The sequence below is a fragment of the Streptomyces sp. NPDC001851 genome, from assembly GCF_040297165.1.
Classification (GTDB): domain Bacteria; phylum Actinomycetota; class Actinomycetes; order Streptomycetales; family Streptomycetaceae; genus Streptomyces.
The window spans coordinates 35,801-62,106 of sequence record NZ_JBEOYR010000021.1; the positions used below are offsets into that span (position 1 = coordinate 35,801).

General features: G+C 70.0%; 25 protein-coding genes and 3 pseudogenes. 12 read left to right on the forward strand and 16 right to left on the reverse strand.

The window, feature by feature from the left end; all coding sequences use genetic code 11:
• Positions 1 to 50: 50 nt before the first annotated feature.
• Complete coding sequence (locus ABT171_RS28105) at positions 51 to 764, reverse strand: transposase (protein WP_503076909.1); 714 nt, start codon at positions 762 to 764, stop codon at positions 51 to 53.
• Between the two features lie 240 nt (positions 765 to 1,004).
• Between ABT171_RS28105 and ABT171_RS28110 the strand changes: the two genes are divergently transcribed.
• Complete coding sequence (locus ABT171_RS28110) at positions 1,005 to 3,416, forward strand: Orn/Lys/Arg family decarboxylase (protein WP_351248547.1); 2,412 nt, start codon at positions 1,005 to 1,007, stop codon at positions 3,414 to 3,416.
• 21 nt (positions 3,417 to 3,437) lie between these two features.
• On the opposite strand, the pseudogene ABT171_RS28115 reads toward ABT171_RS28110, so the two are convergent.
• A pseudogene (locus ABT171_RS28115) lies at positions 3,438 to 3,918 on the reverse strand (IS5 family transposase); the annotation flags it as partial.
• Positions 3,919 to 4,022: 104 nt separating this feature from the next.
• Positions 4,023 to 4,214, reverse strand: a complete 192-nt coding sequence (locus ABT171_RS28120) for a hypothetical protein (protein ID WP_351248549.1) — start codon at positions 4,212 to 4,214, stop codon at positions 4,023 to 4,025.
• A gap of 241 nt (positions 4,215 to 4,455) precedes the next feature.
• Here ABT171_RS28120 and ABT171_RS28125 point away from each other — a divergent pair, with 241 nt between their 5' ends.
• The 6 genes from ABT171_RS28125 (at position 4,456) to ABT171_RS28150 (ending at position 9,289) form a co-directional block, all read left to right on the forward strand.
• Positions 4,456 to 4,884, forward strand: a complete 429-nt coding sequence (locus ABT171_RS28125; protein ID WP_351248551.1) for a hypothetical protein — start codon at positions 4,456 to 4,458, stop codon at positions 4,882 to 4,884.
• Positions 4,885 to 5,053: 169 nt separating this feature from the next.
• The gene (locus ABT171_RS28130; RefSeq protein WP_503076917.1) at positions 5,054 to 5,512 is read left to right on the forward strand and encodes a MarR family winged helix-turn-helix transcriptional regulator; all 459 of its coding nucleotides are present in this window, start codon (positions 5,054 to 5,056) and stop codon (positions 5,510 to 5,512) included.
• On the forward strand, positions 5,509 to 6,942 hold the full coding sequence (locus ABT171_RS28135; RefSeq protein WP_351248553.1) for an MFS transporter: 1,434 nt from the start codon (positions 5,509 to 5,511) through the stop codon (positions 6,940 to 6,942). The genes ABT171_RS28130 and ABT171_RS28135 overlap by 4 nt, the downstream gene beginning before the upstream one ends.
• Positions 6,943 to 6,975: 33 nt before the next feature.
• Positions 6,976 to 7,296, forward strand: coding sequence for a DUF1330 domain-containing protein (locus ABT171_RS28140; RefSeq protein WP_351248748.1), 321 nt, complete (start codon positions 6,976 to 6,978; stop codon positions 7,294 to 7,296).
• A gap of 254 nt (positions 7,297 to 7,550) precedes the next feature.
• Complete coding sequence (gene nadC, locus ABT171_RS28145) at positions 7,551 to 8,438, forward strand: carboxylating nicotinate-nucleotide diphosphorylase (protein ID WP_351248555.1); 888 nt, start codon at positions 7,551 to 7,553, stop codon at positions 8,436 to 8,438.
• Positions 8,426 to 9,289, forward strand: coding sequence for a PhzF family phenazine biosynthesis protein (locus ABT171_RS28150; protein WP_351248557.1), 864 nt, complete (start codon positions 8,426 to 8,428; stop codon positions 9,287 to 9,289). The genes nadC and ABT171_RS28150 overlap by 13 nt, the downstream gene beginning before the upstream one ends.
• Positions 9,290 to 9,354: 65 nt before the next feature.
• On the opposite strand, the pseudogene ABT171_RS28155 reads toward ABT171_RS28150, so the two are convergent.
• A pseudogene (locus ABT171_RS28155) lies at positions 9,355 to 9,952 on the reverse strand (transposase).
• A gap of 66 nt (positions 9,953 to 10,018) precedes the next feature.
• Between ABT171_RS28155 and ABT171_RS28160 the strand changes: the two are divergent.
• Positions 10,019 to 10,186 (forward strand): hypothetical protein, encoded by a 168-nt coding sequence (locus tag ABT171_RS28160; RefSeq protein ID WP_351248559.1) that lies wholly within the window; start codon positions 10,019 to 10,021, stop codon positions 10,184 to 10,186.
• Positions 10,187 to 10,334: 148 nt separating this feature from the next.
• Here the strand turns inward: ABT171_RS28160 and ABT171_RS28165 are convergent, their stop codons facing one another.
• Complete coding sequence (locus ABT171_RS28165; protein ID WP_351248561.1) at positions 10,335 to 11,159, reverse strand: hypothetical protein; 825 nt, start codon at positions 11,157 to 11,159, stop codon at positions 10,335 to 10,337.
• Between the two features lie 269 nt (positions 11,160 to 11,428).
• On the opposite strand from ABT171_RS28165, the gene ABT171_RS28170 reads away from it, so the two are divergent.
• From ABT171_RS28170 to ABT171_RS28180, 3 genes are all read left to right on the forward strand, one after another.
• Positions 11,429 to 11,845, forward strand: a complete 417-nt coding sequence (locus ABT171_RS28170) for an SRPBCC family protein (protein ID WP_351248563.1) — start codon at positions 11,429 to 11,431, stop codon at positions 11,843 to 11,845.
• The gene (locus tag ABT171_RS28175) at positions 11,845 to 12,273 is read left to right on the forward strand and encodes a MarR family winged helix-turn-helix transcriptional regulator (protein WP_351248565.1); all 429 of its coding nucleotides are present in this window, start codon (positions 11,845 to 11,847) and stop codon (positions 12,271 to 12,273) included. Before ABT171_RS28170 ends, ABT171_RS28175 begins: the two co-directional genes overlap by 1 nt.
• Before the next feature lie 106 nt (positions 12,274 to 12,379).
• Entirely contained in the window at positions 12,380 to 12,658 is a 279-nt protein-coding gene (locus ABT171_RS28180) for a helix-turn-helix domain-containing protein (RefSeq protein ID WP_351248567.1), read from the forward strand.
• 638 nt (positions 12,659 to 13,296) lie between these two features.
• Here the strand turns inward: ABT171_RS28180 and ABT171_RS28185 are convergent.
• The 10 genes and pseudogenes from ABT171_RS28185 to ABT171_RS28230 form a co-directional block, all read right to left on the reverse strand.
• Positions 13,297 to 13,484, reverse strand: a pseudogene (locus ABT171_RS28185) (RacP protein); the annotation flags it as partial.
• A gap of 2 nt (positions 13,485 to 13,486) precedes the next feature.
• Complete coding sequence (locus ABT171_RS28190) at positions 13,487 to 13,579, reverse strand: DUF6192 family protein (protein ID WP_351248569.1); 93 nt, start codon at positions 13,577 to 13,579, stop codon at positions 13,487 to 13,489.
• Positions 13,580 to 13,681: 102 nt separating this feature from the next.
• On the reverse strand, positions 13,682 to 14,683 hold the full coding sequence (locus tag ABT171_RS28195) for a GNAT family N-acetyltransferase (RefSeq protein ID WP_351248571.1): 1,002 nt from the start codon (positions 14,681 to 14,683) through the stop codon (positions 13,682 to 13,684).
• 37 nt (positions 14,684 to 14,720) lie between these two features.
• Entirely contained in the window at positions 14,721 to 16,037 is a 1,317-nt protein-coding gene (locus ABT171_RS28200; RefSeq protein ID WP_351248573.1) for an MFS transporter, read from the reverse strand.
• Positions 16,024 to 17,199 (reverse strand): hypothetical protein, encoded by a 1,176-nt coding sequence (locus tag ABT171_RS28205; protein ID WP_351248575.1) that lies wholly within the window; start codon positions 17,197 to 17,199, stop codon positions 16,024 to 16,026. The genes ABT171_RS28200 and ABT171_RS28205 overlap by 14 nt, the downstream gene beginning before the upstream one ends.
• 13 nt (positions 17,200 to 17,212) lie before the next feature.
• Positions 17,213 to 18,679, reverse strand: a complete 1,467-nt coding sequence (locus ABT171_RS28210) for a DUF6025 family protein (RefSeq protein WP_351248577.1) — start codon at positions 18,677 to 18,679, stop codon at positions 17,213 to 17,215.
• Positions 18,676 to 21,231: an aconitate hydratase AcnA gene (gene acnA, locus ABT171_RS28215; protein ID WP_351248578.1), complete on the reverse strand. Its 2,556-nt coding sequence runs from the start codon at positions 21,229 to 21,231 to the stop codon at positions 18,676 to 18,678. Before acnA ends, ABT171_RS28210 begins: the two co-directional genes overlap by 4 nt.
• Positions 21,228 to 22,628, reverse strand: a complete 1,401-nt coding sequence (locus tag ABT171_RS28220) for a citrate/2-methylcitrate synthase (protein WP_351248580.1) — start codon at positions 22,626 to 22,628, stop codon at positions 21,228 to 21,230. Before ABT171_RS28220 ends, acnA begins: the two co-directional genes overlap by 4 nt.
• Positions 22,612 to 24,228 carry an amino acid adenylation domain-containing protein gene (locus ABT171_RS28225; protein ID WP_351248582.1) on the reverse strand — a complete coding sequence of 539 codons (1,617 nt, stop codon included), beginning with the start codon at positions 24,226 to 24,228 and terminating at the stop codon, positions 22,612 to 22,614. The genes ABT171_RS28220 and ABT171_RS28225 overlap by 17 nt, the downstream gene beginning before the upstream one ends.
• 490 nt (positions 24,229 to 24,718) lie before the next feature.
• Positions 24,719 to 25,015, reverse strand: coding sequence for a hypothetical protein (locus tag ABT171_RS28230; RefSeq protein ID WP_351248584.1), 297 nt, complete (start codon positions 25,013 to 25,015; stop codon positions 24,719 to 24,721).
• 463 nt (positions 25,016 to 25,478) lie between these two features.
• Between ABT171_RS28230 and ABT171_RS41950 the strand changes: the two genes are divergently transcribed.
• A complete protein-coding gene (locus ABT171_RS41950; protein ID WP_503077084.1) occupies positions 25,479 to 25,883 on the forward strand; it encodes a helix-turn-helix domain-containing protein in 405 nt (134 codons plus the stop codon).
• A 133-nt stretch (positions 25,884 to 26,016) separates the two neighbouring features.
• On the opposite strand, the gene ABT171_RS28240 is transcribed toward ABT171_RS41950, so the two are convergent.
• On the reverse strand, positions 26,017 to 26,217 hold the full coding sequence (locus ABT171_RS28240) for a hypothetical protein (RefSeq protein WP_351248586.1): 201 nt from the start codon (positions 26,215 to 26,217) through the stop codon (positions 26,017 to 26,019).
• Positions 26,218 to 26,306: the final 89 nt, after the last annotated feature.

Here is a 26,306-nt window from a genome sequence, read left to right on the forward strand (position 1 = left end):
GCACAAGGCCGTGATCAAGCAGCGTGAGGCAGGGATCGGGGCTTGGTGGGTCATGCGGCGAGGGCGAGGTTCTGCATGCGGGCGACGGCCTGGACCGCGTGATGGAGGCCGTCGCCGCGCTGGCGGCAGTCGCGGAGGATCTTGTAGTTCTTCATCAGGGAGAAGACGTGCTCGACACGTGCGCGGATTTTGCGGTGGTCGGCGTTGTCCTCTTCCTCGCCTTTCAGCAGCGCTCGTCCGGGGTGTTTGCGATGCGGGACGATGAGACCGGTGTTGATGTAGGCACCGTCGCCGAGCACGGTCACGCCGTGGCAGTGCTCGGCCAGACCGGAGTCCCGCCATGCCCTGGCATCCGCGGTGTTGCCGGGCACCGGACGGGCCGCCGCCACCACGAGGCGGGTTTCCGCGTCCCCGATGACTTGCACGTTTGCTGAGAACCGGTAGTTACGGGAGGAGGCGCCCACGCCGCGGTCACGGACCGGGATGAGGGTGCCGTCCACGATCCATATCCGGTCTGGAGCATCGGCCCGGCGGGCGACGGGCTCCAGCGCGAGCAGCGGTCCCAACCGCTGGATCACACCGCAGACCGTGGACGAGGAGACGCCGAACAGCGGGCCCAGCTGCCGCATGGTCAGGTTCGTTCGGCAATACACAGCGACCATCAGGACCCGCTCGGCAAGCGGCAACGACCACGGCCGGCCCCGCAGCGTGCCGTCGCCTCCCCGCTCGCGCACCACCTTCAACAGACCCGAAAACTGCGTCATCCGAAGCCCCGTGAACGTCTCCACCCACACCGCTCAGCACGTAACACCGCGGCCATAGCCAGGAGGTGCCCAGCTCAGGGCCTTGTGCAACCCCCTTTGGGGCGTGTTGCGAAAGTCAACGTCGCGACGGCGGTTTCCGCCATAGCGGTGGTTTGCCGTCCCGGCCGCCGTTCTGCCCGGTGCGCCGCCAGGACACTGGCCGGGGCGGCCGGGGCGCCGCAGTGGGGGGCGGGAGAGCGCATGGCCGACAGCAGGATCCTGGTCGCGGTACCGGAACACCCTCGGGGCGAGGGCGCCGGGCCCCAGCAGTTACGGAAGATCCGGGACGCGATCGAGGCGGGCGGCTTCGAAGTCCGGTGGGCGGTAACGGCGGAGGACGCGGACGCGGTACTGCGCACCGAGGCTGGTCTGGCGGCGGCGCTGGTGGCCTGGGACCTTCCCAGGGCCGCCGGTGACGGGCCCGGCGCCGCGCCCGCCGCGCCGGGAGGCACACTCGCCCGGCCGGGCAGCACTCTCGACGGGACCCCGGGCGGCGGCGCTGTGCTGCGCCGGATCGGCCGCCGATTCCGGGACCTGCCGGTCTTCTTGGTGATGGCCGACGAGGGCCTGGGGGACCTGCCGCTGTGGGTGTCCGAGTCGGTCGTGGGCTACGTCTGGCCGCTGGAGGACACCCCGGGCTTCATCGCGGGCCGCATCACCACCGCCGCCCACGCCTACCGGGAATCCGTGCTGCCGCCGTTCTTCCGGGCACTGCGCCGCTTCGACGACGCCCACGAATACTCCTGGCACACCCCGGCCCACTCCGGCGGTGTCGCCTTCCTCAAGTCGCCGGCGGGACGCGCCTTCCACGACTACTTCGGAGAGCGGCTGCTGCGCAGCGACCTGTCGATCTCGGTCGAGGAACTGGGCTCGCTGTTCGAGCACACCGGCCCGATCGGCGAGGCGGAGCGCAACGCGGCCCGTGTGTTCGGCTCCAAACTCACCTACTTCGTGCTGCACGGCGACTCGACGTGCAATCGCCTGGTAGGCCATTTCAGCGTCACCCGCGACGAGATCGCGCTGGTGGACCGCAACTGCCACAAGTCCGTGCTGCACGGCTTGGTTGTCTCGGGTGCCCGGCCGGTCTACCTGGTCCCCACCCGTAACGGCTACGGCCTGGCGGGACCGCTGCCCCCGGCCGAGATCGCCGCGGACGCGGTGGCGGCCCGGATCGCCGCGCATCCGCTCACCGAGGGCGCGGTGTCCCCGCACCCGCAGTACGCGGTGTTCACCAACTCCACTTACGACGGCCTGAGTTACGACGCCGTAGCCACCGCTCGCGCGTTCGCCGCCAGCACGCCCCGGGTGCACTTCGACGAGGCGTGGTTCGCGTACGCCCGTTTCCACCCGCTCTACGCCGGCCGTTACGGCATGTCGGTGGATGAGGATGCCTTCCCCGGCCCGGACCGCCCGACCGTGTTCGCCACCCAGTCCACGCACAAGCTGCTGGCGGCGCTGTCGCAGAGCGCGATGGTGCACATGCGACCCGCACCGCGGGCACCGGTGGAGCATGACCGGTTCAACGAGGCGCTGATGATGCACGGCACCACCTCGCCCCTCTACCCGATGATCGCCTCGCTCGACGTGGCGACGGCGATGATGGACGGGCCGCAGGGCGAGTGGCTGATCGACGAGGCGGTGACCGAGGCGATCCGCTTCCGTCAGGAGATGGTGCGCCTGCGACGGCGGATCGAGAGCGCCGGGGACCGGCCGCCGTGGTTCTTCGGGGTGTGGCAGCCGGACACGGTCACCGACCCGGCGACCGGCGAACGGCTGCCGTTCGAGGAAGCCCCGCCGGAGCTCCTGCGCACCGAGCAGTCCTGCTGGCTGCTGGAGCCCGGCGTCGACTGGCACGGTTTCCCCGGGCTGACCGAGGGCCACTGCATGTTGGACCCCGTCAAGGTCACGCTGACCTGTCCGGGGATCAGCGCCACCGGCGAGATGGCCGAGGAGGGCATCCCGGCCCGGGTGCTCACCGCCTATCTGGCCACCCGGAAAATTGTGGTGGAGAAGACCGACAGTTACACCACGCTGATCCTGTTCTCCATGGGCATCACCAAGGGCAAGTGGGGCACCCTGCTGGACGCCCTGACGGATTTCAAGGCCCTCTACGACGCCGACGCCCCACTGGAGCGGGTCCTGCCGGAGGCCGTCGCCGCGCATCCCCGCCGGTACGCGGGCCTGACCCTGCGCGGGCTGTGCCAGGAGATGCACGAGCAACTGCGCTCGGTGCGCCTGGTGGAGCTTCTGGACACGGCCTTCCAGCAGCTCCCGCAGCCCGTGGCGCCACCTCAGCACTGTTACCAGCGGCTAGTGCGGGGTGACACCGAGCGGGTCCGGATCTCGGAGGCGGCGGGCCGGGTGGCGGCCGCCATGGTGACGGTCACCCCGCCTGGCATCCCGGTCCTGATGCCGGGCGAGTCCATCGGCGCACCCGACGGCCCGCTGCTGCGCTATCTCACCGCCCTGGAGTCCTTCGACCGCCGCTTCCCCGGCTTCCGCAGCGAGACCCACGGCGTGACCAACGACGAGGACACGGGCGACTACCTGATCGAGTGCCTGACCCAGGGCGCGGGGCAGATACCGGGGCACTCGCCCAGGCGTGTCGGTTAGGGTCTCTTGGGAAAGTGCTGGTCACAGCCACTCGTTGAGGACTGCGACCAGCACTGTCGCCTCGTAGCGGACGGCGAGCTTGTCGTACCTCGTGGCGACGGCCCGGTGGCGCTTGAGACGATTGATTCCGTACTCGACGGCGTGGCGCTCGCGGTAGTCGGTCTTGTCGAACTTCGGCGGCCGACCGCCTCGGGAGCCTGGCTTCAGACGATTGCGGACGCGGTCCGCCGGGACCGGGATGGTCGCCTTGATTCCGCGTCCTCGCAGGTACGCTCGGTTGCGGCGGGAGTCGTACGCCTTGTCAGCCCGCACCCGGTCCGGTCGACTGCGAGGCCGGCCAGGACCGAGTCGAGGTACCCGAAGCCTCCAGGACCGGCCCGAACTGCGGCGAGTCACCCCGCTGCCCGGCCGTGATCAGTACAGACAGAGGCTTCTGCCCCTGTTCGACGGCAAGGTGGATCTTTGTGGTCAGCTCGCCCCGGGAACGTCCGAGGCCGTGGTCGGTCGGCTCGACGGCGATGCCGCCAAGCGGCTCCTTTCCGTCAGGAAGGCTTCAGCGGCATCGTGCATCCGGATGAGGCTGCTCTTCTCGAGCCTCTCGCGCCATCAGTCGATCGGGATACGCCGTCCCGGCCGCCAGCCTGCTGCGCGCAGTGTTTCCTGGACCACGCCTTCACCCCGAAGAGCGGTCGCCGCCGCATCGATCCCAGGGCGGTCCACTGGCACCGTCTCCGGGCAGCCCGCCTCCATTTCGCCTGCCGCTCGGCCGAAGTCGTCACGCAGCAATTGCAGGTCCACGGACTTGAGTCGCACCTGCGGTCGCTGATCCGCCCACGACACCTCGAACTCGCCTTCGGACCCTTTGCTCGACCCGGCGTTCTACGACCGTAGGTAGCAGCAGAACGTCGATGAAACCGATGACCGGACGACGGACGTCGACGAAGATCCCGATCGCGCCAGGGTTCGGGACGGCCGCAACCGTCCCCCGGAGCCATTGCCCGAACCGCAGGCCGCGATCCGAGCCGCGATGGAGCGGACCTTGAGCGGCAGTCTGCCGCCGGGCGGCAAGACCGCCCTCAAGACGCTCGCCGCGGTCGCCGGAGTGACCCGCACCGGCTTCTACCCAAAGAAGAACCGCGATGGCACCCCCAGGCCCGGGGCCTACCAGCATCTGGCCGAAGCGTTCGAGCGCCGGGTGCACGAACTCCAGCAGGCCGGGAAGGTCGTCGACCCGCGCGAGGCACGGATCGAGCGGCTGAAGGCCGAGCGAGAGGAACTGAAGAGGCGTGTCGCGGACCGCGACCAGCTCGTGGAGCAGCTCACCGGATTCAAGCAGCTGGCGATCTCTCGGCCGGCCGCCCAGCACGAGGAGATCGAACGCCTCCGCCGTCAGATCACCGGCGGCGCCAACGTCCGGGCGCTGCCCGCCGCCGCGGACCGCACCGCGCCGTACCGTTCGTGCAGTTGACCGATCTAGGCAACGCCGCTCGGAGCGGGCCCGCTCGCGCACGACGGGTCCGGGCTGAACGCGGCATCGGCACGTCACCGGCACCGGCACCGGCTCCCAGCGGTCGAGGCCGCCCGCGCCAGTCACCCATTTACATAAACTATGAATATAAAACTGCTATGCTTCGAGCATGAGTCGTCAAGACACCACTCCTGGTGCGTCCGCCGCCATCGGGGCAGCCCTCTACGGCCTGGCCACCAGGGCCGCGAGACGCCTGCCCCGGGACATGAGCCTGACGTCCGCCGCCACCCTGGCCACCCTGGACCGGAGCGGCCCGCGGCGCATCACCGATCTGGCCGCGGTCGAGGGCGTCACCCAGCCCGCGATGACCGCCCTGGTCCGGGTGCTGGAGGAGTCCGGCCTGGTCGAGCGGCGGGGCGACGCGTCCGACAAGCGGGTCACGCTGGTGTGCCTGACCGAGGCCGGCGCCTCCTATGTCCGGACGCGGCGCCAGGCGGGCGTCCACGCGTTCGAGCGATTGATCGGCGAGCTCACCGACGACGAGGTCGAGGCGCTGGTGGCGGCCCTTCCGGCGCTGAAGCATCTGGCAGAGCTCGACAGCCAGGAACGCGAAGGGCCGAAGCAGTGACCGGGCAGCCGGTCGGCGGGGGCGCGGTGAAGGCGTTCCCGGTGGCGCGTTCCGAGGCGCGGCCGCTGGTCCCCGCCCTGCTGTTCATCGCTCTGGTCGTGGCGGCGGTCTCCAGCCTCGGGACGCCGCTCATCACCAGCGTGGCGACCTCGTTCCACGTCTCGCTCGGAAGCGCGCAGTGGACGCTGACCGCCGCGCTGCTCAGCGGCGCCGTCGCCACGCCGGTCCTGGGCCGGCTCGGAGCCGGCCCGCACCGGCGGGCCACGATCCTCGCCACGCTGGCGGTCGTCGTCGCCGGCAGCGCGCTCACCGTGCTGCCGCTGCCGTTCGCGTGGCTGCTGGCCGGCAGGGCGGCCCAGGGCGTCGGGCTCGGGCTGACGGCGCTGATGATGGGCGTGGCGCGGGACCGCCTCCCCGAGGAGCGCAGCGCCGCCGTGATCGCCCTGATCTCGGTGGTCTCGATCATCGGGGCCGGCGTCGGCTACCCGCTGGCCGCACTGCTCGCCGAGTTCGGCGGGGTACGGGCCGCCTACGGCCTCGGCCTGGTCGTCACCGCCGCCGCCCTCCTGACCGCGTGGCGCTCCATCCCCGAAGCCCCCGAAGGCCGCTCGGCCCACGTGGACGTGGCAGGCGCGGTCGTCCTGGCTGCTGCACTGCTCCTGGTGCTGTTCCTCGCCGGCGAACGGAATCTGTGGAGCCGGCACCTCGCCGTGGCGGCGGGCCTCGCAGTCGTCGCGGTGGTGCTGCTCTGCCTCTGGGCCGTCATCGAGCTGCGCAGCACGACGCCCCTGATCGATGTGCGGGCGGTGCGGCACCCTGCGGTCGCCGGGGCGAACCTCGCCATGTTCGTCGGCGGGATCGGCATGTACCTCCTGCTCACGCTCATCACCCGGTACGCGCAGACGCCGCACGGCGCCGGCTACGGCTTCGGGCTGACGACCTTCGTCGCCGGGCTGGTCCTCATCCCGTTCTCGGTGCTGGGGTTCGTCGCCGGCAAGCTCACGCCGCGGGTCCGGACGCGGATCGCCGACCCCCTGCTCCTGGCCGGCAGCGCCGTCGTGGTCGGCGGCGGGTTCGCCCTGTTCGCGGCGGCCCGGTCGAACCTGGCCGAACTGTTCGCGGCGATGGGCGTGCTCGGCTTCGGCGTCGGCGGCTTCTCGGCCGCGATGCCCGGCGTCATCCTGGCCGTCACCCCCAAGAGCGAGACGTCGAGCGCCATGAGCTTCAACTACGTCGTCCGCAGCGTCGGGTACTCCCTGGGCAGCGCCATCGGCGGCCTGATCCTCGCCGCGGGCACCGGCCCCGGCCACCTCTTCCCCGACGACAGCGCCTACACCACCGCGGCGCTGGTCGGCACCGGCGCCATGGCGATCACGGCGCTGACAAGCCTCGCTCTCGCCCGCCGACGCTCGTCCGAGACCAGCCCGTAAGTCAGATGCACTCATCCCACCACTGGAGGTTCCATACCCAAGGGCTACTGGGTCAGCGTCTACCGCACCATTTCAGACCCTGAAAAGCTGGCTGCTTACAACAAGCTGGCCCGCCGGGCCGTCGAGGCCGGGGGCGGTCGGACCTTCGTCCTTGGCGGTCGGGTCGTGGCGCATGACGCCGGAATCGCCGAGCGCACCGTCCTGATCGAGTTCGACAGCTTCGAGCAGGCCGTCGCGGCGCGCGAGAGTGCGGCCTACCAGGAGGCGCTGGTCGCCCTCTCCGACGGCGTCGAGCGCGACTTCCGCATCGTCGAAGGGCATCGACTGACCGAGGTCCCGTCGGATCTTCACTGAAGGCTCACAGAGCTCCAAGAGGCTCGACTCGCCGAGGTGCTGTGCAACGGCAGCTACATCCTCACCCCGCTCGGCCACGACGCCCGCGAGGCCCTGCCTTCTGTCACCGAGTGGTCGCGGCGGTGGGCTGCCGAGCTTGCCGACGCCCCACCCACTTCCGCCGAGGGTGCCAGCGCAACCGGTTCTGGCAGCGGTCCGCGCGCGGGACACCCCAGATTTTCGGCCCGTAACCACAGGACTGGAGACCACGGACCATGACAGAGTTCCCCTCACAGGCGGCGCGAACCGCCGTCGCCGCCGCCCTGGCCGAGGATGAGTCGGGCCAGGACATCACCACCACGTGGAGCGTTCCCGAAGGCATGGCGGCCGTGGCCGAGATCCGCGCCCGGCAATGCGGCATCGCCGGCGGTCTCCCCGTGGTCGCCGAAGTCTTCGCCCAGGTCGACCCCGAGGTCACAGTGGAAGCGCTCGTCCCCGACGGCGCCCGGCTGACCGGCGACGATGTCCTGGTGCGCCTGTCCGGCTCGGCGCGCAGCCTGATCACCGGGGAGCGTACGGCGCTGAACTTCCTGCAGCGCATGTGCGGCATCGCGACGCTCACCGACCGCTACGTCCAGGCCGTGGCCGGGACCGAGGCGCGCATCCTGGACACCCGCAAGACGGCGCCGGGCCTGCGCGCCCTGGACAAGTACGCGGTGACCGTCGGCGGCGGCCACAACCACCGGCTCAGCCTCGCGGCCATGGTGCTGCTCAAGGAGAACCACATCGCCGCGGCAGGCGGCGTGACCACCGCGATCGACGCGGTCCGGCGCGGGATGGCGCGCACCGGGCAGAAGGGGGAGACCGATGTCGAAGTGCAGACCGTGGCGCAGGCCGTTGAGGCCCTCGACGCCGGGGCCCGCTGGATCATGCTCGACAACATGCCGGTGGCCGACATCGAAACGGTCGTGAGAATCCGGGCCGAGCGTGCCGACGCCTCCCGGATCCTGCTGGAAGCCTCGGGCACCGTCCGTCTGGACAGCGTCCGCGCCATCGCCGAGACGGGAGTCGACCTCATCTCGGTCGGCGCGTTGACGCACAGCGCGCCCGCGCTGGACCTGACGATGATGCTGACGACCGCCCCGGTGCCATGCCCGAGGTAGTGGTAATCGACGCGTGTCAGCGGCAGGGCCGGGGCGGCAGCCCGACCGCCGTTCTCGACGAAGCGTCGTTCACCGACGAGGAGCGATGCCGCATTCCCGGGGAACTGGGCACTTCGCACGCCGTCTTCATCCGTGCCACCGGAGTTGAGCGCGGCCGTCCCTCGTACTCGCTCCGGTTCTTCACCGCCGAAGGCGAACTGCCTGCCTGCGGCCACGGCACCGTCGCGGCCCTGGCGCTGCTCGCCATACGCGAAGGCGGCAGCGACCACCACGCCGTGCTGTGTACGACGAGCCGCAGCTTCGAAGGCTGGGCCATCCGAAACCGCGACAGCGTGACAGCGTCGTTCGACCCGGGCCCGGTGAACCTGCGCGTCGCCCAGGCATCCGAGCTAAGGGCGGTCACAGCCGGCCTCGGCCTGGCTGACGAAGCCGTCGTCGGCAACGCCTGCGTGGCCTCGAACGGGCGGCCGAGGCTTCTCCTGCCAGTCCGATCGCGCGCCGCATTGGCCGACCTCTCCCCAGACTTCGCCCTGCTACGTGCCGTCTGCGACCGCTACGGCCTGTTGGGCTGCTACGCCTACTCGATCCCGGACCGGCACGGCCGGGCAGCCGCTCGGATGTTCGCCCCGTCGATCGGCGTCCCCGAGGACATCGCCAACGCCAACAGCACAGCCTGCCTGGCCGCGCACATGGCCCGATTCGGCACGGACCGCCTCACCGTCGACATGGGCGATCTCCTCGGCAACCCATCCACCATCACGGCAACCATCGACAACACCGATCACCTGGAACACCCAGTCCGAGTCGGAGGCCAAGCAACCCTCGCACGAACAGTCGTGCGTCAAAGTTGAGGTTTGACGTCCGCCTAAGAGCTGTCCCGTAAATGATCTGTGACGTGCTGGATGGCCTGCTGGCCTTACCGTTGTCCGGTGAGGGCGAGGTTGTACAGGCGGGAGATGCCGGGCATGGCGTGGTGGACACCGTCACCTTTGAGGCGGCGGTCGCGCAGGATCTTCCAGCTCTTCATGCGGGCGAAGGCATGCTCGACGCGTGCGCGGACTCTGCGGTGGGAGGCGTTGTGTTCCTCTCTCCAGGCCGGCAGTTGGGTCTGGCCGCGTTCGCGTCGGTGCGGGATAACCAGTCCGGTGCCCCGGTAGCCGCCGTCCGCGATGACGGTTGTCTTACCGACGGCGTCCTTCGCGCCGGACAGCTGCCACGCCTTGCAATCGTTGCGGTTGCTGGGGAGGGGCCGCCCGCACGAGTGGGCGGTCGTCGTCGGAGAGGATGTCGGCGACCAGGACCAGATAGAGCGGTTCGGCCATTGTCAGGTTCGTCCGCCAGTACGCGGCGACCAGCAGGACGTCCTCCAGAGGCAGGCGCCATGGCCGTCCCTTGCGAACAAGGTCGGCGCCCTCGCGTCGTAACGCACCTGTCACGGCGAGATCGCCCCATTCGCCGCCCCGTCTCGCACCGCGCCCTGGGTCAGGCACTCGATCAGGTTCGTCGTTGGTCACGCCGTGGGTCTCGCTGCGGCCCGGAACCACGTCATGGAGGCGTACGCGCACTCTTCCCCTGCCGACATGCGCGAGCTGACCCGCGCCGAACAGGCGCAGGCCACCGCCGACTCCGAGTGCGACAGGCAGGTTGGCACGGCCCGCGCATTCCGTACGCTCGGCAAGGGTTACGGCGACCGGCTCGCCCGTGAGCGGGCACCACAGATCCGCCCGTATCTTCAGCTGGTCGCTTGAGCGTCGGCCGCCGTACCAGGGCAGGCAACCTGGACGAGTCACCGCGGGTCGACGCCCATGGCGGAGCAGTAATGATGCGCCACCCCGTTCCGACGGGCCGGTGCCTCCACAGCCTGCACGCCATGGGCTGCACCACCACCGGCACGGGCTATTGTTGGGTCGGGTTTGGTCGTGGTTGATGTCTCTGAAACGCCTCGGCTATCTGCGTGCCGACCTCCGGGGTCAGCCGCCCCGTCAGTTCGAAGCCGAGTTGTTTGGCGACGTCACGGCTGTACATGTCGACCGAGGACTCCACCAGGTCCGCGTACACACCAACCGAGTGACGGATCCGCCGCCGCGATAGCAACAACAGCCAAATTCCTGGCACGAGCGCAGGCCACCAGTACGCGCCGACGACCAGATAGGCCAGGCCCCACACCCGCGTGCGGGCGGCTGAGGCACACCGCTCCTGGATCGTTGTCACTTCCACCCGTGCCGCGTCCGGCAGCACCAGCCACAGCCTGGGCCACGTGGTGGTCAGGTCGAGGCCGGTGTTGTGGTGGACGCGGTCGGCAACGGCACGTAGCCGGTCGCCCGCCCACGTCGGGCAGTTCGGTGCGCTCTCGGAGATCGCGTCGCGGCGCAGCACGGCGCGGCGCGCATTGGCCTTGGCCTGGCGGTTGTTGGGGTCGGACAGCACAGCCCTGACTGCGGTGTCCACCTTCGCCGTGGCCTGGTGCCATCGCCGGTCGCGCAGTGCGGTGAACGGCCTGCCGAGGCCCGTGCCCGTCGCTCCCCAGGCGGCCATGACGATGCCGCCCATTGCGGTCACCGCGAGGCCCACGGCAGCGGTCGCGAGGAGGAACCCCGCTGCGGTCCACGCCAAAGCCGGCCCCGTGGACACAGCCGCCGCCCTCGTCCTCAGCAGCGTAATGTCGAGTGCGTGCTGGGCGGGGCCGAGCACGACAACCGCCACCGCGACGATCACGAACACCGCAGCGGGCAGCGCGAGTGCGGCGGCCCAGCGACCTGCCAGGAAATCCTTCGTGGGTTTGCCGCAGCAGTGGGTGCCGTGCCGGAGGGCCGGGAGGATGCCTGGGCGGCGAGGCGGAGCTCGCATGCGTGGGGCAGGACTTTCTCGGTGGCGCTGGCAGTGCTTCGGGTGGGCGATCGCGGCACCGCGGGATGGGGTCGTGCACCATTGGCCAGATAGTCTCTGCATAGATAATCTACGGATAGATCACCTAGTCGAGGAGACCACTCATGTGGGAGTACGAGCACAGCATCGAGACCAGTGCCACCCCCGAGGCGATCTGGCGACTATGGGCCGACGTTGAGAACTGGGGCACCTGGAACGCCGAGATCGAGAAGATCGAGACGAATGGCCCGTTCGCGGCGGGCACGCAGATCACGATGACGCCGCCCGGGGACGACCCGGTACTGCTGCACATCGCCGAGGCGGTCGAAGACGAACTATTCGTCGACGAGGCGCGCTTCAACGGCCTGCTTCTGCGCACCACCCACCGGATCGACCGGATCGACCAGAACCGGATCCGCGTGGTGTACCGGATGGAGATCACCGGCACCGGCGCCGACGAGGCCGGCCCGCAGATCGGCCCGGGCATCACCGCCGACTGGCCCGAGACAATGGCCTCGCTGGCCGAGCTGGCGCTTCACTGATGCCCCTCAGCCCCGGCGACAGCCCCGGATTCCTGCTGTGGCACGCCACCCTGCGCTGGCAGCGCGACATCGCCACAGCCCTGGCCCCGCTCGATCTCACCCACGTGCAGTTCGTGCTGCTCGCCTGCACCTGGTGGCTCAACACCCAGGGCGAGCATCCCAACCAACTGGCCCTCGCCCGCCAAGCCGGCACCGACGTCAAGATGACCTCCCAGGTACTACGCACCCTGGAACACAAAGGACTCATCGAGCGTGAAGTCGACCCGGCCGACACCCGCGCCAAACGACTGCGCGTCACCGACACCGGCGCCGACCTGGCCCCACGCGCGATCGCCGCCGTTGAGCGCGCCGACGCGCGGTTCTTCCAACCGGTACCCCTCGACGACGCGGTAGCCCTGCTCGGCCGCCTGGCCCATCCCGAAACCTGAAACGCCCTCACCGACAACCGCAGGCCACCGAACCCGAACCCACCGGTCGGGGGCATCTGCAACAGACCAGCCCCACCGCCCCAAAAGGAACGGCCGCCCTCCTCTCATGCCTGTCACCCCCGCCGTGGCCGTCGTGCTGACCGCCTCCGAGCGCCACCGGCTGAAGAAGATGGCCTATGGTCACAAAACACCGCATCAGGCCCGGCAGCGGGCAACCATCCTGCTTCTGGCGGCCCGAGGGTGCCCCAACGCCCGGATAGCCGCGCAGACGCGGATGCACGTGGACACGGTGCGCACCTGGCGGGGCCGGTTCGCCGCCGGCGGCCTGCCCGCCCTGTCCGACCGCAGGCGCTCGGGGCGACCGCCCTCGTTCACTCCCCTGTAGGTCGCCGAAGTCAAGACGCTGGCCCGCCAGTTACCCGTGGAGACCGGGACCCCGCTGTCACGCTGGTCGTGCCCGGAACTGGCCCGCGAGGTGGTCGCCCGGGCCATCGCCACGGCCATGTCGGCCTCCACCGTGCGCCGCTGGCTCAAGGCCGACGCGATCAAGCCCTGGCAGTACCGGTCCTGGATCTTCATCCGCGACCCGAACTTCCAGGCCAAGGCCGCCCGCGTGCTGGACCTGTACGCCCGTACCTTCGACGGCGAACCCCTGGGCGAGGACGAGTACGTCATCTCCAGCGACGAGAAGACCTCCATCCAAGCCCGCTGCCGCTGCCACCCGACCCTGGGCCCGGGCCAGGCCTGGGCGATGCGCGTCAACCACGAGTACGGCCGCGGCGGCGCGCTGGCCTACCTGGCCGCCTACGACGTCCACCGCGCGAAGGTCTTCGGCCGCTGCGAACCCAGGACCGGCATCGTCCCCTTCATGAACCTGGTCACCCAGGTCATGAGCACCGAGCCCTACGCCAGCGCCAAGCGCGTCTACTGGGTCGTCGACAACGGTTCATCGCACCGCGGCCGAAAGGCCATCGCCCGCCTGACCAGCGCGTTCCCGAACGCAGTCATGGTCCACACCCCCGTCCACGCCTCCTGTGCCGCCTCGTCCTTCAGCACGCCAGCCCCGAACGGACCCGGCTGGGTGACAGGCCGCTGGCCCGGGCGGGTTGGTGGAACTCCAAGCCGGCCGGACGTGCTTCGAACAGGACGAAGCGGACGGTGTCCGCGTGCCTCCGGGCGGCGTCTCCGCACCGCCGTGACGCGCGGGACACGACTACCCGCCCTTCAGCAGACGGGCGAGCTCCTCGTCCATGTCGACCTTCCTCGTGTCGACCGCGCTCTCGGTCCAGGCCGGCGTCGCCCGCACTTCGCGACGTTCTGGTGCACGGTCGTGGCCTCGTTCTCCGACATTGGCCGGTCCCGCGGGCCCGGGACGGCGGGAAGGCCGGCATGGACTGCGGCCGGCTGATCAGGCCGCGCCGGTGCGGATGTCGAGGCGGGGAACGACTGCGCCGCCGAAGCCCGCCTTGAAGTCGCTGATCGCCAGGTACTTGTCAGACGGCGCGGGGCGCATGCCGGCGTACAGGCGCTCGCCGATGTCGAAGTACACACAGCCGAGTTGGCGGGCGTGGAAGACACCGCGCCATACCGTGGCGTGGCCCCAGTGGCGCTCCGCGACCCCGGGGGCCAGGGCGCCGATGGCCGAATAGCAGGTGCGGCCGGTGCCCGCGAAGTAATCGCAGGCCGCGAGGGTGCCGTCGGCGAATCCGAACACGAAGAAGCCCTCGCCGGCACGCACGGCGTCGAGGATCGCGTGCCATGCTGCCGCCGAACGCACCTGCCGTCCGCGGAAGGCGGTGTGCATGCTGCGGAACGCCTCGATGTGCTCGTCCGTGGCCGCCTCGCCCTCGATGACCTCCATCTTCAGCATGTCGGCGGCCTTGCGGTAGTAGCGCCGGTTGGACTTGCTCGATCCCTCCAGCAGTTGCTCGACCGATCGACTCAGATCGAGTATCTGCGCGAACCGCTGCTCCGGACGGCCGCCGGCCTCCCGGAGCAGCCACTGTGCGAACGGCGAGAGCACGCCGCCTGCGAGGTGGTCGCGGTACACGTAGGAATGGGCGGCAGACTTCTCGTACACCTGCGCGAAGTGACGGTTCAGTAGCCTGCACGCGTTCGCTACTTCCGCAGCGTCGCGCTCAGCGGCGTGCAGGAAGTGGATCGGACGACCGTACGCGGACAGCACCGTGCCGCCGTCGGCGACGGTCTCGACGGTGAGCAGGATGCCCGCCACGGGTTCGCCGCCGAGCAGAACGAGCGCTGAGCGGTCCTCGAAGGAGGATCGCGCGGCGTACAGCCGGGCCGCCTCGAGTTCGCGGCGTGAGTAGCGCGGGTACTGCAGGGGATCACGTTCCCACAGTCGCGCGAGGTGCCGGTCGAACCGGGGGTCGCCCGAGATCAGCAGATCCATTCTCCGCACTCCTAGGTTCCGTCGGTCTCGCCGGCCGTCAGGTCGCCGGAGCGGCTCGGTGCTCCGCGTCACTCGGTCGCCGGACCGTTTTCCCGGCCCGGATCGACGCCGCTTCGGCCACCACTCCGGCCGCGGTGAAACAGGCACCGAGGGCGAGCCAGCCCGGTATGCCCGCGGGCAGCACGAGGCCGAGCAGGAGCATGGGGCCGAGCACGTCCTTCGCCGTCATACCGAGCCCGAAGAAGGCGAGCGAGGCGCCCTGGTCCTCGTCCCCGCAGATCCCGAACGTCACGGTCCAGCTCGCGGCGGTCTGCACCATCTCGGCCAGGCTGACGGTCACAACTCCGGCCAGCAGCACCGCGACGGTCTCCGCCGTATTCGTCCCCTTGCTTGCGACCGCCAGCAGGACGCAGCCCGCGAGCAGCAGCACTCCCGTCCAGCGCAGGCCCTTCGCCGCCGCGGCATACCGCGTCACCCGCGCCGCCACGCCGATCTGGCCGATCGCGGTGATGACCATATTCGCGCCGAGGCACACGGCTACCGTCCAGCGCGGCGCGTGCGTCTCGGCGACGATCCACAGCGGCAGCAGCAAGCTCGTGACCACCATGTTCAGCAGCAGCACGGTGTTGGACGCCATGATCGCGACGTATGACGGGGTGCGCCACGGGGTGCGCCGGAGCTCACGAGGCCGCGCGGCTACGCGGCCCGCGTCGCCGGAAGTCGGAGCAACCAGGCGGCGCAGCTGAGCCTGGAGCGGAACGGTGAGCAGGAACGACACCCCGTTTGCGGCCACCAGCGCGCGCAACGCGTCCGGAGTGCCGATGGCGACGGCCAGGCCGGCCAGGCCGACGCCCAGCGAGTAGCCGATGTTGCGGACGCTCTGGATGAGGGCCAGCGCCCTGGTCCGCTCGACCCCGGCGAAGACCTGCCCGGCCACCGCCTGGTTCACCGGCGGCGCCGCCCGGTCGACGACCGCCAGCAGGCTCGCGGCGATGAGGAAGGGGCCGAACCCGTGTACGAAGAGGTACGAGAGGTATCCGATTCCGCGCAGCGAGTTGAGCACCATGAACGTGGGGATGGGGCCGTAACGGTCGGACAGCCGCCCCACCGGCATCATCGTGCCCAGCCCGACGAGGGTCGAGAGCGAGAGCGCGAACCCGGCCTGCGCCGCGGTGAGCCCGACGACACGGGTGAAGAACAGGGCCGCACCGGTGAGGAAGGCTCCCGATCCGGTCGACCCGATCAGCGCGCTCACGGCGAGCGGGCGCACGCCGGGCCTGGAGGCCGACGTGGCACGCCTGAGCCGGGCGACGGGCCCGGGCCCGCGCACCCCGTCCCGCTCAGCCGAGGACATCGGCGAGGCGGGCTGCGACTATGGGCAATTCCTCCGCGAGCAGGCTCACCGGGTTCACGGTGAGGTGGTCGCGGCTGTCGTCGCCGGGAACGAAGACGCGCGGCTCGCCGGCCAGCAGCTCGGCGGAGACCGCCGAGGCGCTGCGCCCGCAGTGGGTCGCCACGTCCTCGATGACGAGCATGGGAACATGGAACAGATGCTCGTCGTGCCGGATCTCCACGCGGCCCGGGTAGCTGCCGCGCAGGCTCGCCGCCATCGGCTCGAGCATCCGACGCCAACGCTCCAGCTGCGCCGACTCGTCCCGGGCGACGAAGCGCCGCAGTGCGACGTACAGCCCGATCATGTCCTCCTTCGAAACCTTGAACGGCCGTCCGATGCCCTGCTGCGGGCTGTTGTTGGCGACGGCCGCGGCGATCAGATCGGCCCGGCCGTAGAGCAGCCCCGTGTTCTGCGGTCCGCCGATCACCTTGCCCCCGCTCACCGTCACCAGGTCGGCGCCTTCCTCCACGTAGCGGCGGAGGTTGGCGCGCGGCGGCAGCATGGCCGCGACGTCGGCGATGACGGGCACGCCGAGCCGCCGTGCCTCGCGGCACACCTCGCGCAGGCCCGGGCCGACCTGGCGGATCCCTGGGCCCTCCAGCCATGCGATCGCCGCCGTGCGCTCGGTGACGGCGGAGAAGATCTCCCAGCCGTGGCACTCGTTCATCGTGCCGACTTCGATGATCCTCGCACCCGCACGGCGGTACAGATGCGTGTAGCGGCCGACGTGGGTGCGCATGATGATGAGCTCGTCGGGCATGCCGGTGGTGTCGGGAAGCCGGGCGATGCGGGCCTTGTCGGTGCCCGTCATGCAGGCCGCCATGGACAGCACGCAGGCGCCCGCTGCGCCGCTGGTGACGGTGCCCGCCTCGGCTCCGGTGATCTGTGCGATGTAGGTTCCTGTGGCCTTGGCGAGCTCGGCCACCGGAACGAACACATCGCATGCGGACCACATGGCATCGCGCACCTCGACGTCGATCCTGGTGCCGCCCATCGTGGTCTTGGTACCGCCCGCGTGGATGATCGGCCGCAGGCCCAGTTCCTCGACGAGGCCGGTCGCGAGCTCGCCGGGCCGGGTGGTGGCCGGCTGCGCGGGGCCGTTGTTCCGGGATGTGACAGTCATCGCTGGATCCCTCTCAGACCTGGTTGAGCCGGTTGAGCGCGCCGACGATCAGAGATGCCTGCCGGCAGGTGAGCCGCGCGAACTCGTCACCGACGACGACGCGGGGATCTGCCGGCGCCTCAGACCCTCCGGAGAGGCTGCGCCTGCCGTTGAACTGTCCGCGGTAGAACGCGGACAGTTGCTCACCGCGTGTCTCGTACCACTGCTCCACGGTCCGCTCGATGAGTTCGGCCTGGCGGAAGATGTTGCTCTCGCCCCCGGCCGCCACGCGCACCGTGCGGCACAGGTCGTCGACGAGTTCGACGTCGACCAGGTTCGAACGGCGGGGCAGCAGCGCGAACAGCACCGCGGGGGCGACCAGGAACAGGGCCGGCAGTGCCTGGCCGACGTCGTGTGCGTGCTCGAAGAAGGGCCGGGTTCGCCGGGGGTATTCGCTGCCCTCGAAGTAGCCCTTCTTCCGCGGCGGGAAGCCGGCCATGCCGATCGCGCCCCAGTGCAGGTGCTCGTCGAAGCCCGCCGGAGTGGAGCCGGGGGCCGCGTGCACCCTGGCCTGGACCATGAGAATGGTCAGGAACATGTTGGACAGCATGGGGACCACCTGTTCGCGGAACCCCTCGCCCGTGACGTGCCGCTGCCGCGCCTGCGGGTCGTTGAGGGTGCTGAACGGCAGCAGGGTCAGCTCGACCAGGTCGGGCAGGCTGACCTCCCCCGCGCCCTCGCCTCCGTCGCCGATCGCGTAGCCGGACTCGGTGCACCGCACTCCCCCCTCACGGGGTGCGCCGTCGGTTCCCACGAGTCCCGCGAAGAGTGAGGAGGTAAGCGTGTTGCGGCGCTTGGTGTCCCGGCGGGCGGCCTCCAGGGCGGTCGTCATCAGCGTACGAAGACGGTCACCCTCTGCAAACAGCCGACGGGAGACGTAGTCCAGGGGCATCGTGAGCCCGGTGTTGCGGCGGCGGTGCAGATCGCTGAGCAACTCGACCCGCCCGTCCGTGTCGGTCAGCACGAACGGGCTGAACCAGCTGCGCGTGCGCGAAGCACTGTGCAGGCCGGCGGAGTCCCTTACCAGCAGTGGCAGCTGGCTCGCCTTGCCGTCCCGCACGGTGGAGCCCGGCAGGTAGATGGTGTCGCCCTGATCCATCGCCTCGGTCTCCGTGCTGGTGGTGTCGAACAGCAGTGGGGAGCCGACGCCGAACTCGGAACAGATCGTGGTGTTGTAGTCGAGCAGACCAGAACGGCCGAGGCTGATGTCGGTCCAATCGCCGAGGTGGCCGGTGCGCGGTGGAGTGTGATCCCCCGCGGAACGGATGAGGGAGACCAGGTCCGCGAGCACGATGTCGCACTTGCCGAGATGGGCCCAGTCGAGTGTCCGCCTGCCCGACTCCAGGCCGGCGATCGCCGACCGCAGTTCGGCGCCGCCCGCTCCGTCTCCGATCGCCTCGGCGATCGCGCGGCCCAGGCCGATGTCGTTGTGCGGGGTCATGCGGACAGCTCCGTTCCGACGGGGTGGTTCAGAAGGTTGAGCAGGTGAGGCAGCGAGCCGCCGGCGAGCAGGACCGTCCACTCGCCCTGGGAGTGCACGTCGGCCCGCGCGGTCAGGGTGGGGCCGCCACCGGCGTGCACCTCGGCGGCACCCGTCTCGCGCAGTCGGTCGAGTCCGTGCAGGGCGAACTCCTCATGGCCGGTCAGGCCGAGTTCGGCCCAGGAACGGCCGTCGGGAAGCAGCAGCGGCAGGATGCCCATGGCACACAGGTTGACCCGGTGTATGCGCTCGAAGCTCTGGGCGAGGACCGCGCGTACGCCGAGCAGCCATGGGCCCTTCGCCGCCCAGTCGCGGGAGGAGCCGGTTCCGTAGGTGCGTCCGGCGAGCACGAGGAGCGGGGTGCCGTTCTCGCGGTAGCGTCGTGCCGCCTCGTGGATCGGTACGCGTTCGCCGGAGGGGAGGTGGAGCGTCTCACCTCGGCCATCGCCCTCGGCCAGCAAGTGGTTGCGCAGCCGCGGATTGGCGAAGGCGCCGCGGGCCATGACTTCGTGGTTGCCGCGGCGGGACCCGTACGAATCGAGTTCTTCGACGCCCCGCTCGCGGAGCCACCGGCCTGCGGGCGATCCAGGCGGTATCGGGCTGACCGGCGAGATATGGTCGGTGCTGACGTCGTCGCCGAGGGCGACGAGCACGCGCGCGCCGTCGAGATCGGTGAGCGGACGTCCGTCCAGGTAGGGCGGCGGCCTGAGGTAGGTCGACCGCGCGTTCCACGGGTACCGCTCCCCCGCGGGCGTTTCGATCCTCTGCCAGTCCTCCGTGGCCTCGATCGGCGCCGTGAAGATCTCCGGGCTGATGTGGGCCGATGCGAAGGCCGCGATCTCCTCGTCGCTCGGCCAGATCTCGTGCAGCAGGACCGGCTGACCGTGGCTTCCCGTGCCGAGCGGATCAACCTCGAGATCGCCGCGCGCGTTACCGGCCAAGGCCAGCGCGACGACGAGCGCGGGCGAGGCGAGGTAGCCGGCCCGCACTTGCGGATGCACGCGGTTGGCGAAGTTGCGGTTGCCGCTGAGCACCGCGCACACCTCGAGTCCCGCTTCGTCGATGTCCGCGGCGATGTCCGGCGCGAGCTTGCCGCTGCCGCCGTTGCAGGTCATGCAGCCGTAGCCGGCCACATGGAAACCGAGCGCTTCGAGGTCGGTGAGCAGCCCGGCCGCCTCCAGATACGCCGTGACCGCCCGTGAGCCCGGCGACAGGCTGGTCTTGACGTGTCCTGGCACGCGCAAGCCTCGTTCGACCGCGTTGCGCGCGAGCAGTCCGGCCGCCAGCATCGAGCGCGGGTTCGACGTGTTCGTACACGAAGTGAGGGCGGCGATGACCACGTCGCCGTCCCGCAGCCCGTTCGCACCCCGGCGTATCGTCTGTCGCAGCCGGCTGAAGGACTTCGGCAGCTCGCCGAGGGCGATGCGCTCGTCCGGGCGGTTCGGCCCGGCGAGGCAGGGCCGAACCTCGGAGAGGTCGAATTCGATGACTCGGCGGAAGACAGGCTCCGTCGTACGCAGCAGCCGCTGGTGGGCGCAGTAGTCGGCCACCCGTTGGATCGCCTCGTCGCTGCGCCCGGTCGCGCGCAGGTATTCCAGTGTGCTCCCGTCGACCGGGAAGTACGCGGCGGTCGCACCGTACTCGGGGGCCATGTTCGCGATCGTGCACCGGTCCGGAGCGGTCAGGGTGTCGAGCGCCGGTCCGCTGAACTCGGCGATTGCGCCGCCCACGTCGCTCGCTCGAAGCCGCTGGGTCAGGGTGAGCGCGATGTCCGCCGCCGAGACCCCGGCGCGCACGCGGCCGCCCAGCCGGACCCCGACGATGCGCGGCACCCTCATCGTCTGCGGCAGCCCCATGATCACGGATTCGGCCTCGAGGCCGCCCACGCCCCATCCCAGGATGCCGAGGCCGTTGGCCATCGTGGTGTGGCTGTCGGTGCCCACCAGAGTGTCGGGGAACGCGACACCGTCCGGGCCGACACTGACCACGGTGGCCAGCTGCTCCAGGTTGACCTGGTGGACGATGCCCCTGCCGGGCGGCACGACCTCCAGCCCTTGGAATGCCTGAGACGCCCACTTCAGGAACCCGTAGCGCTCCGCCCCGCGCCGGACTGCCGCCGCCTCGTTGAGCAGCGCGGCGTCCGGCCGCCCGGTGACGTCGGCGCGGACGGAGTGGTCGACGACGACGTGCACCGGGACGGCGAAGTCGACCCGGCTGGGCGGCGTGACCCGGTCGCGCAGCGCTGCGACGTCGACCAGCAGCGGCACCGCCGTGTAGTCCTGCATCAGCACGCGCGCCGGCCGGAAGGCCATCTCGGCCTCGGCGTCCTCGCCGCGGGCCCAGGCCCGGCCGAGGGCGGCCGCCGTGCCGGGCTCCGCGTGCCGCAGCAGCGACTCCATCAGGATTTTGCCGCTGTAGGGCACGGCGTCGAGGTCGAAGCCCTCCGCCTCGGCGAATCCGGGCAGTGAGTAGAGCTCTGTCGGACGGCCGGCGAGAGGGATCCTGGTGATCACGAGACCGCCTTCGGGTACGGCAGCCCGTGCGGGCCGGTGTACTCGAGCAGGGGCCTGATGAGCACGTTGTTCTCATGCTGTTCCAGGGCTTGGGCGACCCAGCCGGCGGTGCGGCCGGCGACGAACATCGGCACCGCCAGATCCTTCGGCAGACCGATCAGCCGGTAGGCCAGCCCCGCGTACAGGTCGACGTTCGGCGCCACGCCGAGCCGTGTGTAGTGACTCATCTCCGCGGAGATCGCGTCGGCCACGCGCAGTCCGAGGAAGTCCTCGTGTTCCCGGCTGAGTTCCTCGACGCTTGCCCGCAGATGGCGCACCCGCGGGTCCTCGGTACGGTAGACGCGGTGGCCGAAGCCCATGACGGGCTGGTTGAGCGCACGCAGTCGGCGCACGTGTTCCGCGGCGTGCTCGGGCCTCCCGACCGCATCGATCTGGTCCAGGACGCGCTCCGCGGCACCACCGTGGACCGAGCCGGAGAACGCGGCGATCGCGGAGGTGATGGCGGCGGTCATGCCGGCCCGGCAACTGACGGCGATCCGCGCGGAGAAGGCGGAGGCGTTGGCGCTGTGATCGGCGTGCACGATCAGGCTGCGGTTGATGAACTCCACCGTCGCGGGGCTGGGGCTTTCGCCGAGCAGCATGGTGAGGAACGCCTCGGCGTGCGAGCCGCCCTCCGGTGGTTCGACCGCGTCCCGGCCGCTGCGCACTGCATGGTGCGCCGCGATCAGCGTCGGCACCTGGGCCAGGAGCCTGGTTCCGGTGTTCCGGGCGGCCTCGAAGGACTCGTCCTGGTCCGATGGCTCCGACTCGAAGGCGCCCAGTGCCGAGACGCAGGTGCGCAGCGCGTCGACGGGCTTGGCGTCACGCAGCGCGTAGACGAGTTCGAGGACACGGTCGGGCAGCCTGCGCTGCGATGCGAGTTCCTTCTCGAAGGCGCGCAGGTTCTCGTGGTCGGGCAGCCGCCCGTGGATCAGCAGATGTGCGACCTCTTCGAAGCGGGAGCGGGCCGCCAAATCGTGGATGGAGTATCCGCGGTATTCGAGCACTCCCTCGGCGCCGCCGATGTAGGTGACAGCGCTGCGGTCGAACACGATCCCCTCAAGGCCCCGGTGCACCGTGACCGGCACGGGTGCGGGTTCCGGCTGCGGCGGCCGTGGCTGCGGAGTCTGAGCGGATCCGGACACCGCTGCGGCGTGGCGACGCAGCGCGGCGACGCTGCGCAGTTCGAGCATCGTCTCGTCTGTCACGTCCCAGCCGAACTCGTTCTCCAGCGCCACCATGAGCGTGACGTGACCGAGCGAATCCCATTGCCGGACGGACTGGTATCCGAGTTCGTCGTCGACGTCCTCGACGGGGATGTTCAGGACGCGTGCGATGACTTCATCGAGCGTGGACAACACGGCATCCTTCGCTTGGGGAGATCAGGGACCGGCGCAGGGCGTTGCGGTCGATCTTGCCGCTGCTGTTGCGGGGCATGTCTTCGAGCGCATGGACGGACCGGGGAATCATGTACGCCGGCAGCCTTCCGCTGACCGACGCGAGCAGCTCCTGGGTGCGGCCGCCGGAGACGAAGGCGACGATCTCCTCCCGCTCCGGGTGCACGAGGCAGACGGCCTCCACGCTGCCCGCGCTGCGCAGCGCGGCCTCGACCTCACCGAGCTCGATCCGGTAGCCGCCCACTTTCACCTGCTGGTCGTTGCGGCCGAGGAAGACCAGGTCGGCATCGGGACCGTCGGTGGCGCGGACAGCCCGGACCATGTCACCGGTCCGGTAGTAGGTCAGGCCGTCCCGTTCGAGGCAGCGCTCGGCGGTCAGCTCCGGCGCCCGCCAGTATCCGGCGAAGCGCTGCGGGCCGGCCAGGCACAGCTCGCCGGACTCGCCGGCGGCGACCGACTCCAGCCGCTCGTCGACGATGAGCGGGATCATGCCGGGGTACGGTCGGCCGATCGGCACGAGGTCGTTGTGACACTCCTGCGGGCTGGTCGCGGGATCCCACCGGTACGCGCTGCAGGCGATGGTCAGCTCGGTCGGTCCGTAGAGGTTCTCCACGATCGAGCCCGGCGCCGCGGCCTGCCATGCCTCTGCGATGCGCTGTGGCAGCGCCTCCCCGCAGAACAGGCTCCAGCGCAGCGTCGGCATCCGGCCCGGCCGCAGCGACCCGCGCTTCAGGAGCACCGCCGCCGCCGACGGGACACTGAACCAGACCGTCACCCTGTTGCGCCCGAGGAAGTCGTAGGGCGAGAGCAGCTCGATCGGCTCGATCGCGCACACCCGCGCACCGTTGTCCCAGGCCATGAAGAGGTCGAAGACGGACAGGTCGAAGGTCTGGTCGAAGGTCTGGGTGAGCCGGTCCGAAGCGGTCAGGCGGTAGCGATCCTGGTTTACGTCCAAGAACGCGCGCACGTTGCCGTGCGAGATCGGCACGCCCTTGGGTACTCCGGTGCTGCCCGAGGTGAACAGCAGGTACGCCATGTCGCACGGATCAGTCCGAGGGAGCTCGTCAGTCGGCGCGAAACGCTCCAGATCGGGACGCAGCAGAACCGGCCGAGCGCTGTGCTCCGGCAGGCTCAGCGTCTCGGTGCCGGGTAACAGGACAGCGGGATGGCGTGTGAGACCGTCGAGCAGCCCGGGCAGCGCGGCCGCGTCCGCCGCGTCCACGATCAAGGCGTCGACCTGTGCCCGCTCCAGCATGGCCCGGTTGCGAGCGAGCGGGAAACGCGGATTGAGCGGCACGAACGCGGCGCCGGCCAAGAGCGCGGCGAGTACAGCCGTGTACGAGGTGGGGCTGCGGTAGCCGAGCACGGCCACGCGGGACGGCCGGCCGCCTTCCGCTTCCCGCAGCGCGCCAGCCCATCGGCGCGCGGTCTCGCCGACTTCGGCGTAGGTGTATTCCCGGCCACCGACGCTCAGGGCTATGAAGTCCGGATGGGTCGCCTCGTGGTTCAGAAAGCCGGAATGCAGAGAGCGCGGGTGGTGAACCGCAGGTGGCGTCGCCACATGTCGCCCCTTTCCGTGGGCATGAAGTAGCGCGGTGTCCATTCACGGGGCGATGGGCCTGCTGTCCAGGCCGGCCGGGTGAACCGGAGCGAAATAGTCCGGCACATCGCCTTGGCTGTCTCGGGAATGTCGAACGCCCCTGAATCAGGTCGAAGCCATACAACACTTCCACAGTCGCAGCCCACAAGAGGTAGATGCCCGGCATACCCCGGCCACGCGGGGTGGGCCCCTCCCCCGTCGGGGCCCACCCCGCTCCCGGCATCGCACCGGACGGGCCACGCCGCCACCATCGTCACCAGCTACGACGAGGTCGGCGGCCGTACCCTCGCACTGGTCGAAGGAACAGCTGGCCGTGGCTCCGCGGCCCAACAGGCAACGCAACGGCCGGAGGGGAGGTCCAGGCGAGGCGAAACGGCGCGAGTAGGCCGTACAGCGGCTCTCACAGGCCTCATGCACGGCTCGACGACCGACCACGCCCGAGGAACGACGCCTAAAGATCCCTGTGCCTGCGTCCGTCGCACAAGGTCCAGTCGCCGGACTGCGACTTGGGAATGTTGCAAGTGACATGGCGTGCGGCGCCGGTGACCGCGTTCACGCCGGTGATGAAGACATCGCCTTTGAACCAGTACCCGGCCACGCCGTACCAGCCGCTGCCGGGCGTGCTGAACCAGGGGGTGCAGGCGTATGTGTGGTTCTGGTTGTAGCCGCAGACCCGGGCCTTGTCCGAGTGCCAGGTGGAAACGGCGACCTGCTGGCCGTTGGTGCCGGCCTGGGCGGGAGTGGCCATGACGGCTCCGCCGAGGCCTACCGCTGTCGCAACGGCAGCGGCTGCAAGGTGCCTACGTACGTTCATGGTTGGGTCTCCTGCTCTTTACGGTGGTGGATGCGACCCCGACCTGCCATGGGATGGGGAGTGCCGGCGCCCCCATGACGCTGTGCGGCACCGACCACGCACCAGGTTTCCGGGCCGGGGTGTTGTTGCGCACCCTCGATCCATGGCGTGAAACAAAGAATCCGAGCCACTTGGGCACGGGGCGATTGACCGAAAGCAGCAGTTCACAGCGATTGTGATGGCCTGATGCGCGCGCTAGGTCGAGGCCCGCGCCGTTGCGCCGATGGGGAGACGAGGCGGGATGGGTCGTCGTGGACGCCAGCTGGACCCGGCGGCGGGTACGGTGCAGTCATTCGCTTTCGAGTTGCGCGAGTTACGCGAGTTACGCGAGGAAGCCGGCGGTCTGACCTACCGGGCCATGGCTGAGCGTGCGGGCTATTCGGTGGCGACGCTGTCACGGGCGGCGTCGGGAGAGCGGCTGCCGTCCCTGGCGGTGGTACTGGCCAATGCGCGAGCGTGCGGCGCGGATGCCTCGGAGTGGGAACGACGCTGGCTTGCTGCGGCCCGCGTGTGGCCGCCGAGCCGCAGAACGGGGACGATGCACAGACGTCCTACCGCGGGCTGGCTCGCTTCGAACCCGACGACGCGGAGGTGCGACGAGCGGGGAGTTCTGGAAGCAGCCATGCATGCCCTTCCGCCGAAGGCGGCGCGTGAACTGCGGCGTCTGGTGGAACCGCTCGACGACCTCTACATCGCCAAAACCTGGCCCGACCCCTTCGCCTCGCCCGACGACGGATGGCGGGGAAGACGCTGTTGGGGATAGACCTCCGACGGTCGCTGCCTCACACTGCTGCCTGCTCAGCGGAGACGTTGAACGGCAAGAGTAGAGTCTGTTTATCAACCTGCCTGCCATAGCCGGGAGTTGAGAGATCGGTGACCGCAGTAGTTTGATTCGCTCAGGGCGCGGGCGGGACGGCGCGGGTGAGAGGTCCCAAATCTGCGTAGAGGGCGGCGTGGACCGCGGCCGCGAGTTCCCGGGCCCGGTCTTCGCTCCGAACGCCGTACATCATGAAGTAGATCGGTCCGGCGCAGGCGCCCAGGTCGACGTTACGTTTTTGGACCAGAGAAGTGATCGCGTCCCGGATTGCCTCGTTCACGGCTTCGTCGACGATGTGGCCGGGGCCGGCGGTGAGCGTGTCAGCCCCGACGGTCCAGCGCTGACGCTTTTCGGATTCTAGGAGCGACG

Bases quoted from the DNA above. Each gene is read 5' to 3' on its own strand.
- ABT171_RS28105 (WP_503076909.1), bottom strand. From the start codon at position 764: ATGACGCAGTTTTCGGGTCTGTTGAAGGTGGTGCGCGAGCGGGGAGGC.
- ABT171_RS28110 (WP_351248547.1), top strand. From the start codon at position 1,005: ATGGCCGACAGCAGGATCCTGGTCGCGGTACCGGAACACCCTCGGGGC.
- ABT171_RS28130 (WP_503076917.1), top strand. From the start codon at position 5,054: ATGAGTCGTCAAGACACCACTCCTGGTGCGTCCGCCGCCATCGGGGCA.
- nadC (WP_351248555.1), top strand. From the start codon at position 7,551: ATGACAGAGTTCCCCTCACAGGCGGCGCGAACCGCCGTCGCCGCCGCC.
- ABT171_RS28150 (WP_351248557.1), top strand. From the start codon at position 8,426: ATGCCCGAGGTAGTGGTAATCGACGCGTGTCAGCGGCAGGGCCGGGGC.
- ABT171_RS28160 (WP_351248559.1), top strand. From the start codon at position 10,019: ATGCGCGAGCTGACCCGCGCCGAACAGGCGCAGGCCACCGCCGACTCC.
- ABT171_RS28170 (WP_351248563.1), top strand. From the start codon at position 11,429: ATGTGGGAGTACGAGCACAGCATCGAGACCAGTGCCACCCCCGAGGCG.
- ABT171_RS28175 (WP_351248565.1), top strand. From the start codon at position 11,845: ATGCCCCTCAGCCCCGGCGACAGCCCCGGATTCCTGCTGTGGCACGCC.
- ABT171_RS28180 (WP_351248567.1), top strand. From the start codon at position 12,380: ATGCCTGTCACCCCCGCCGTGGCCGTCGTGCTGACCGCCTCCGAGCGC.
- ABT171_RS28195 (WP_351248571.1), bottom strand. From the start codon at position 14,683: ATGGATCTGCTGATCTCGGGCGACCCCCGGTTCGACCGGCACCTCGCG.
- ABT171_RS28200 (WP_351248573.1), bottom strand. From the start codon at position 16,037: ATGTCCTCGGCTGAGCGGGACGGGGTGCGCGGGCCCGGGCCCGTCGCC.
- ABT171_RS28205 (WP_351248575.1), bottom strand. From the start codon at position 17,199: ATGACTGTCACATCCCGGAACAACGGCCCCGCGCAGCCGGCCACCACC.
- ABT171_RS28210 (WP_351248577.1), bottom strand. From the start codon at position 18,679: ATGACCCCGCACAACGACATCGGCCTGGGCCGCGCGATCGCCGAGGCG.
- ABT171_RS28230 (WP_351248584.1), bottom strand. From the start codon at position 25,015: ATGGCCACTCCCGCCCAGGCCGGCACCAACGGCCAGCAGGTCGCCGTT.
- ABT171_RS41950 (WP_503077084.1), top strand. From the start codon at position 25,479: ATGGCTGAGCGTGCGGGCTATTCGGTGGCGACGCTGTCACGGGCGGCG.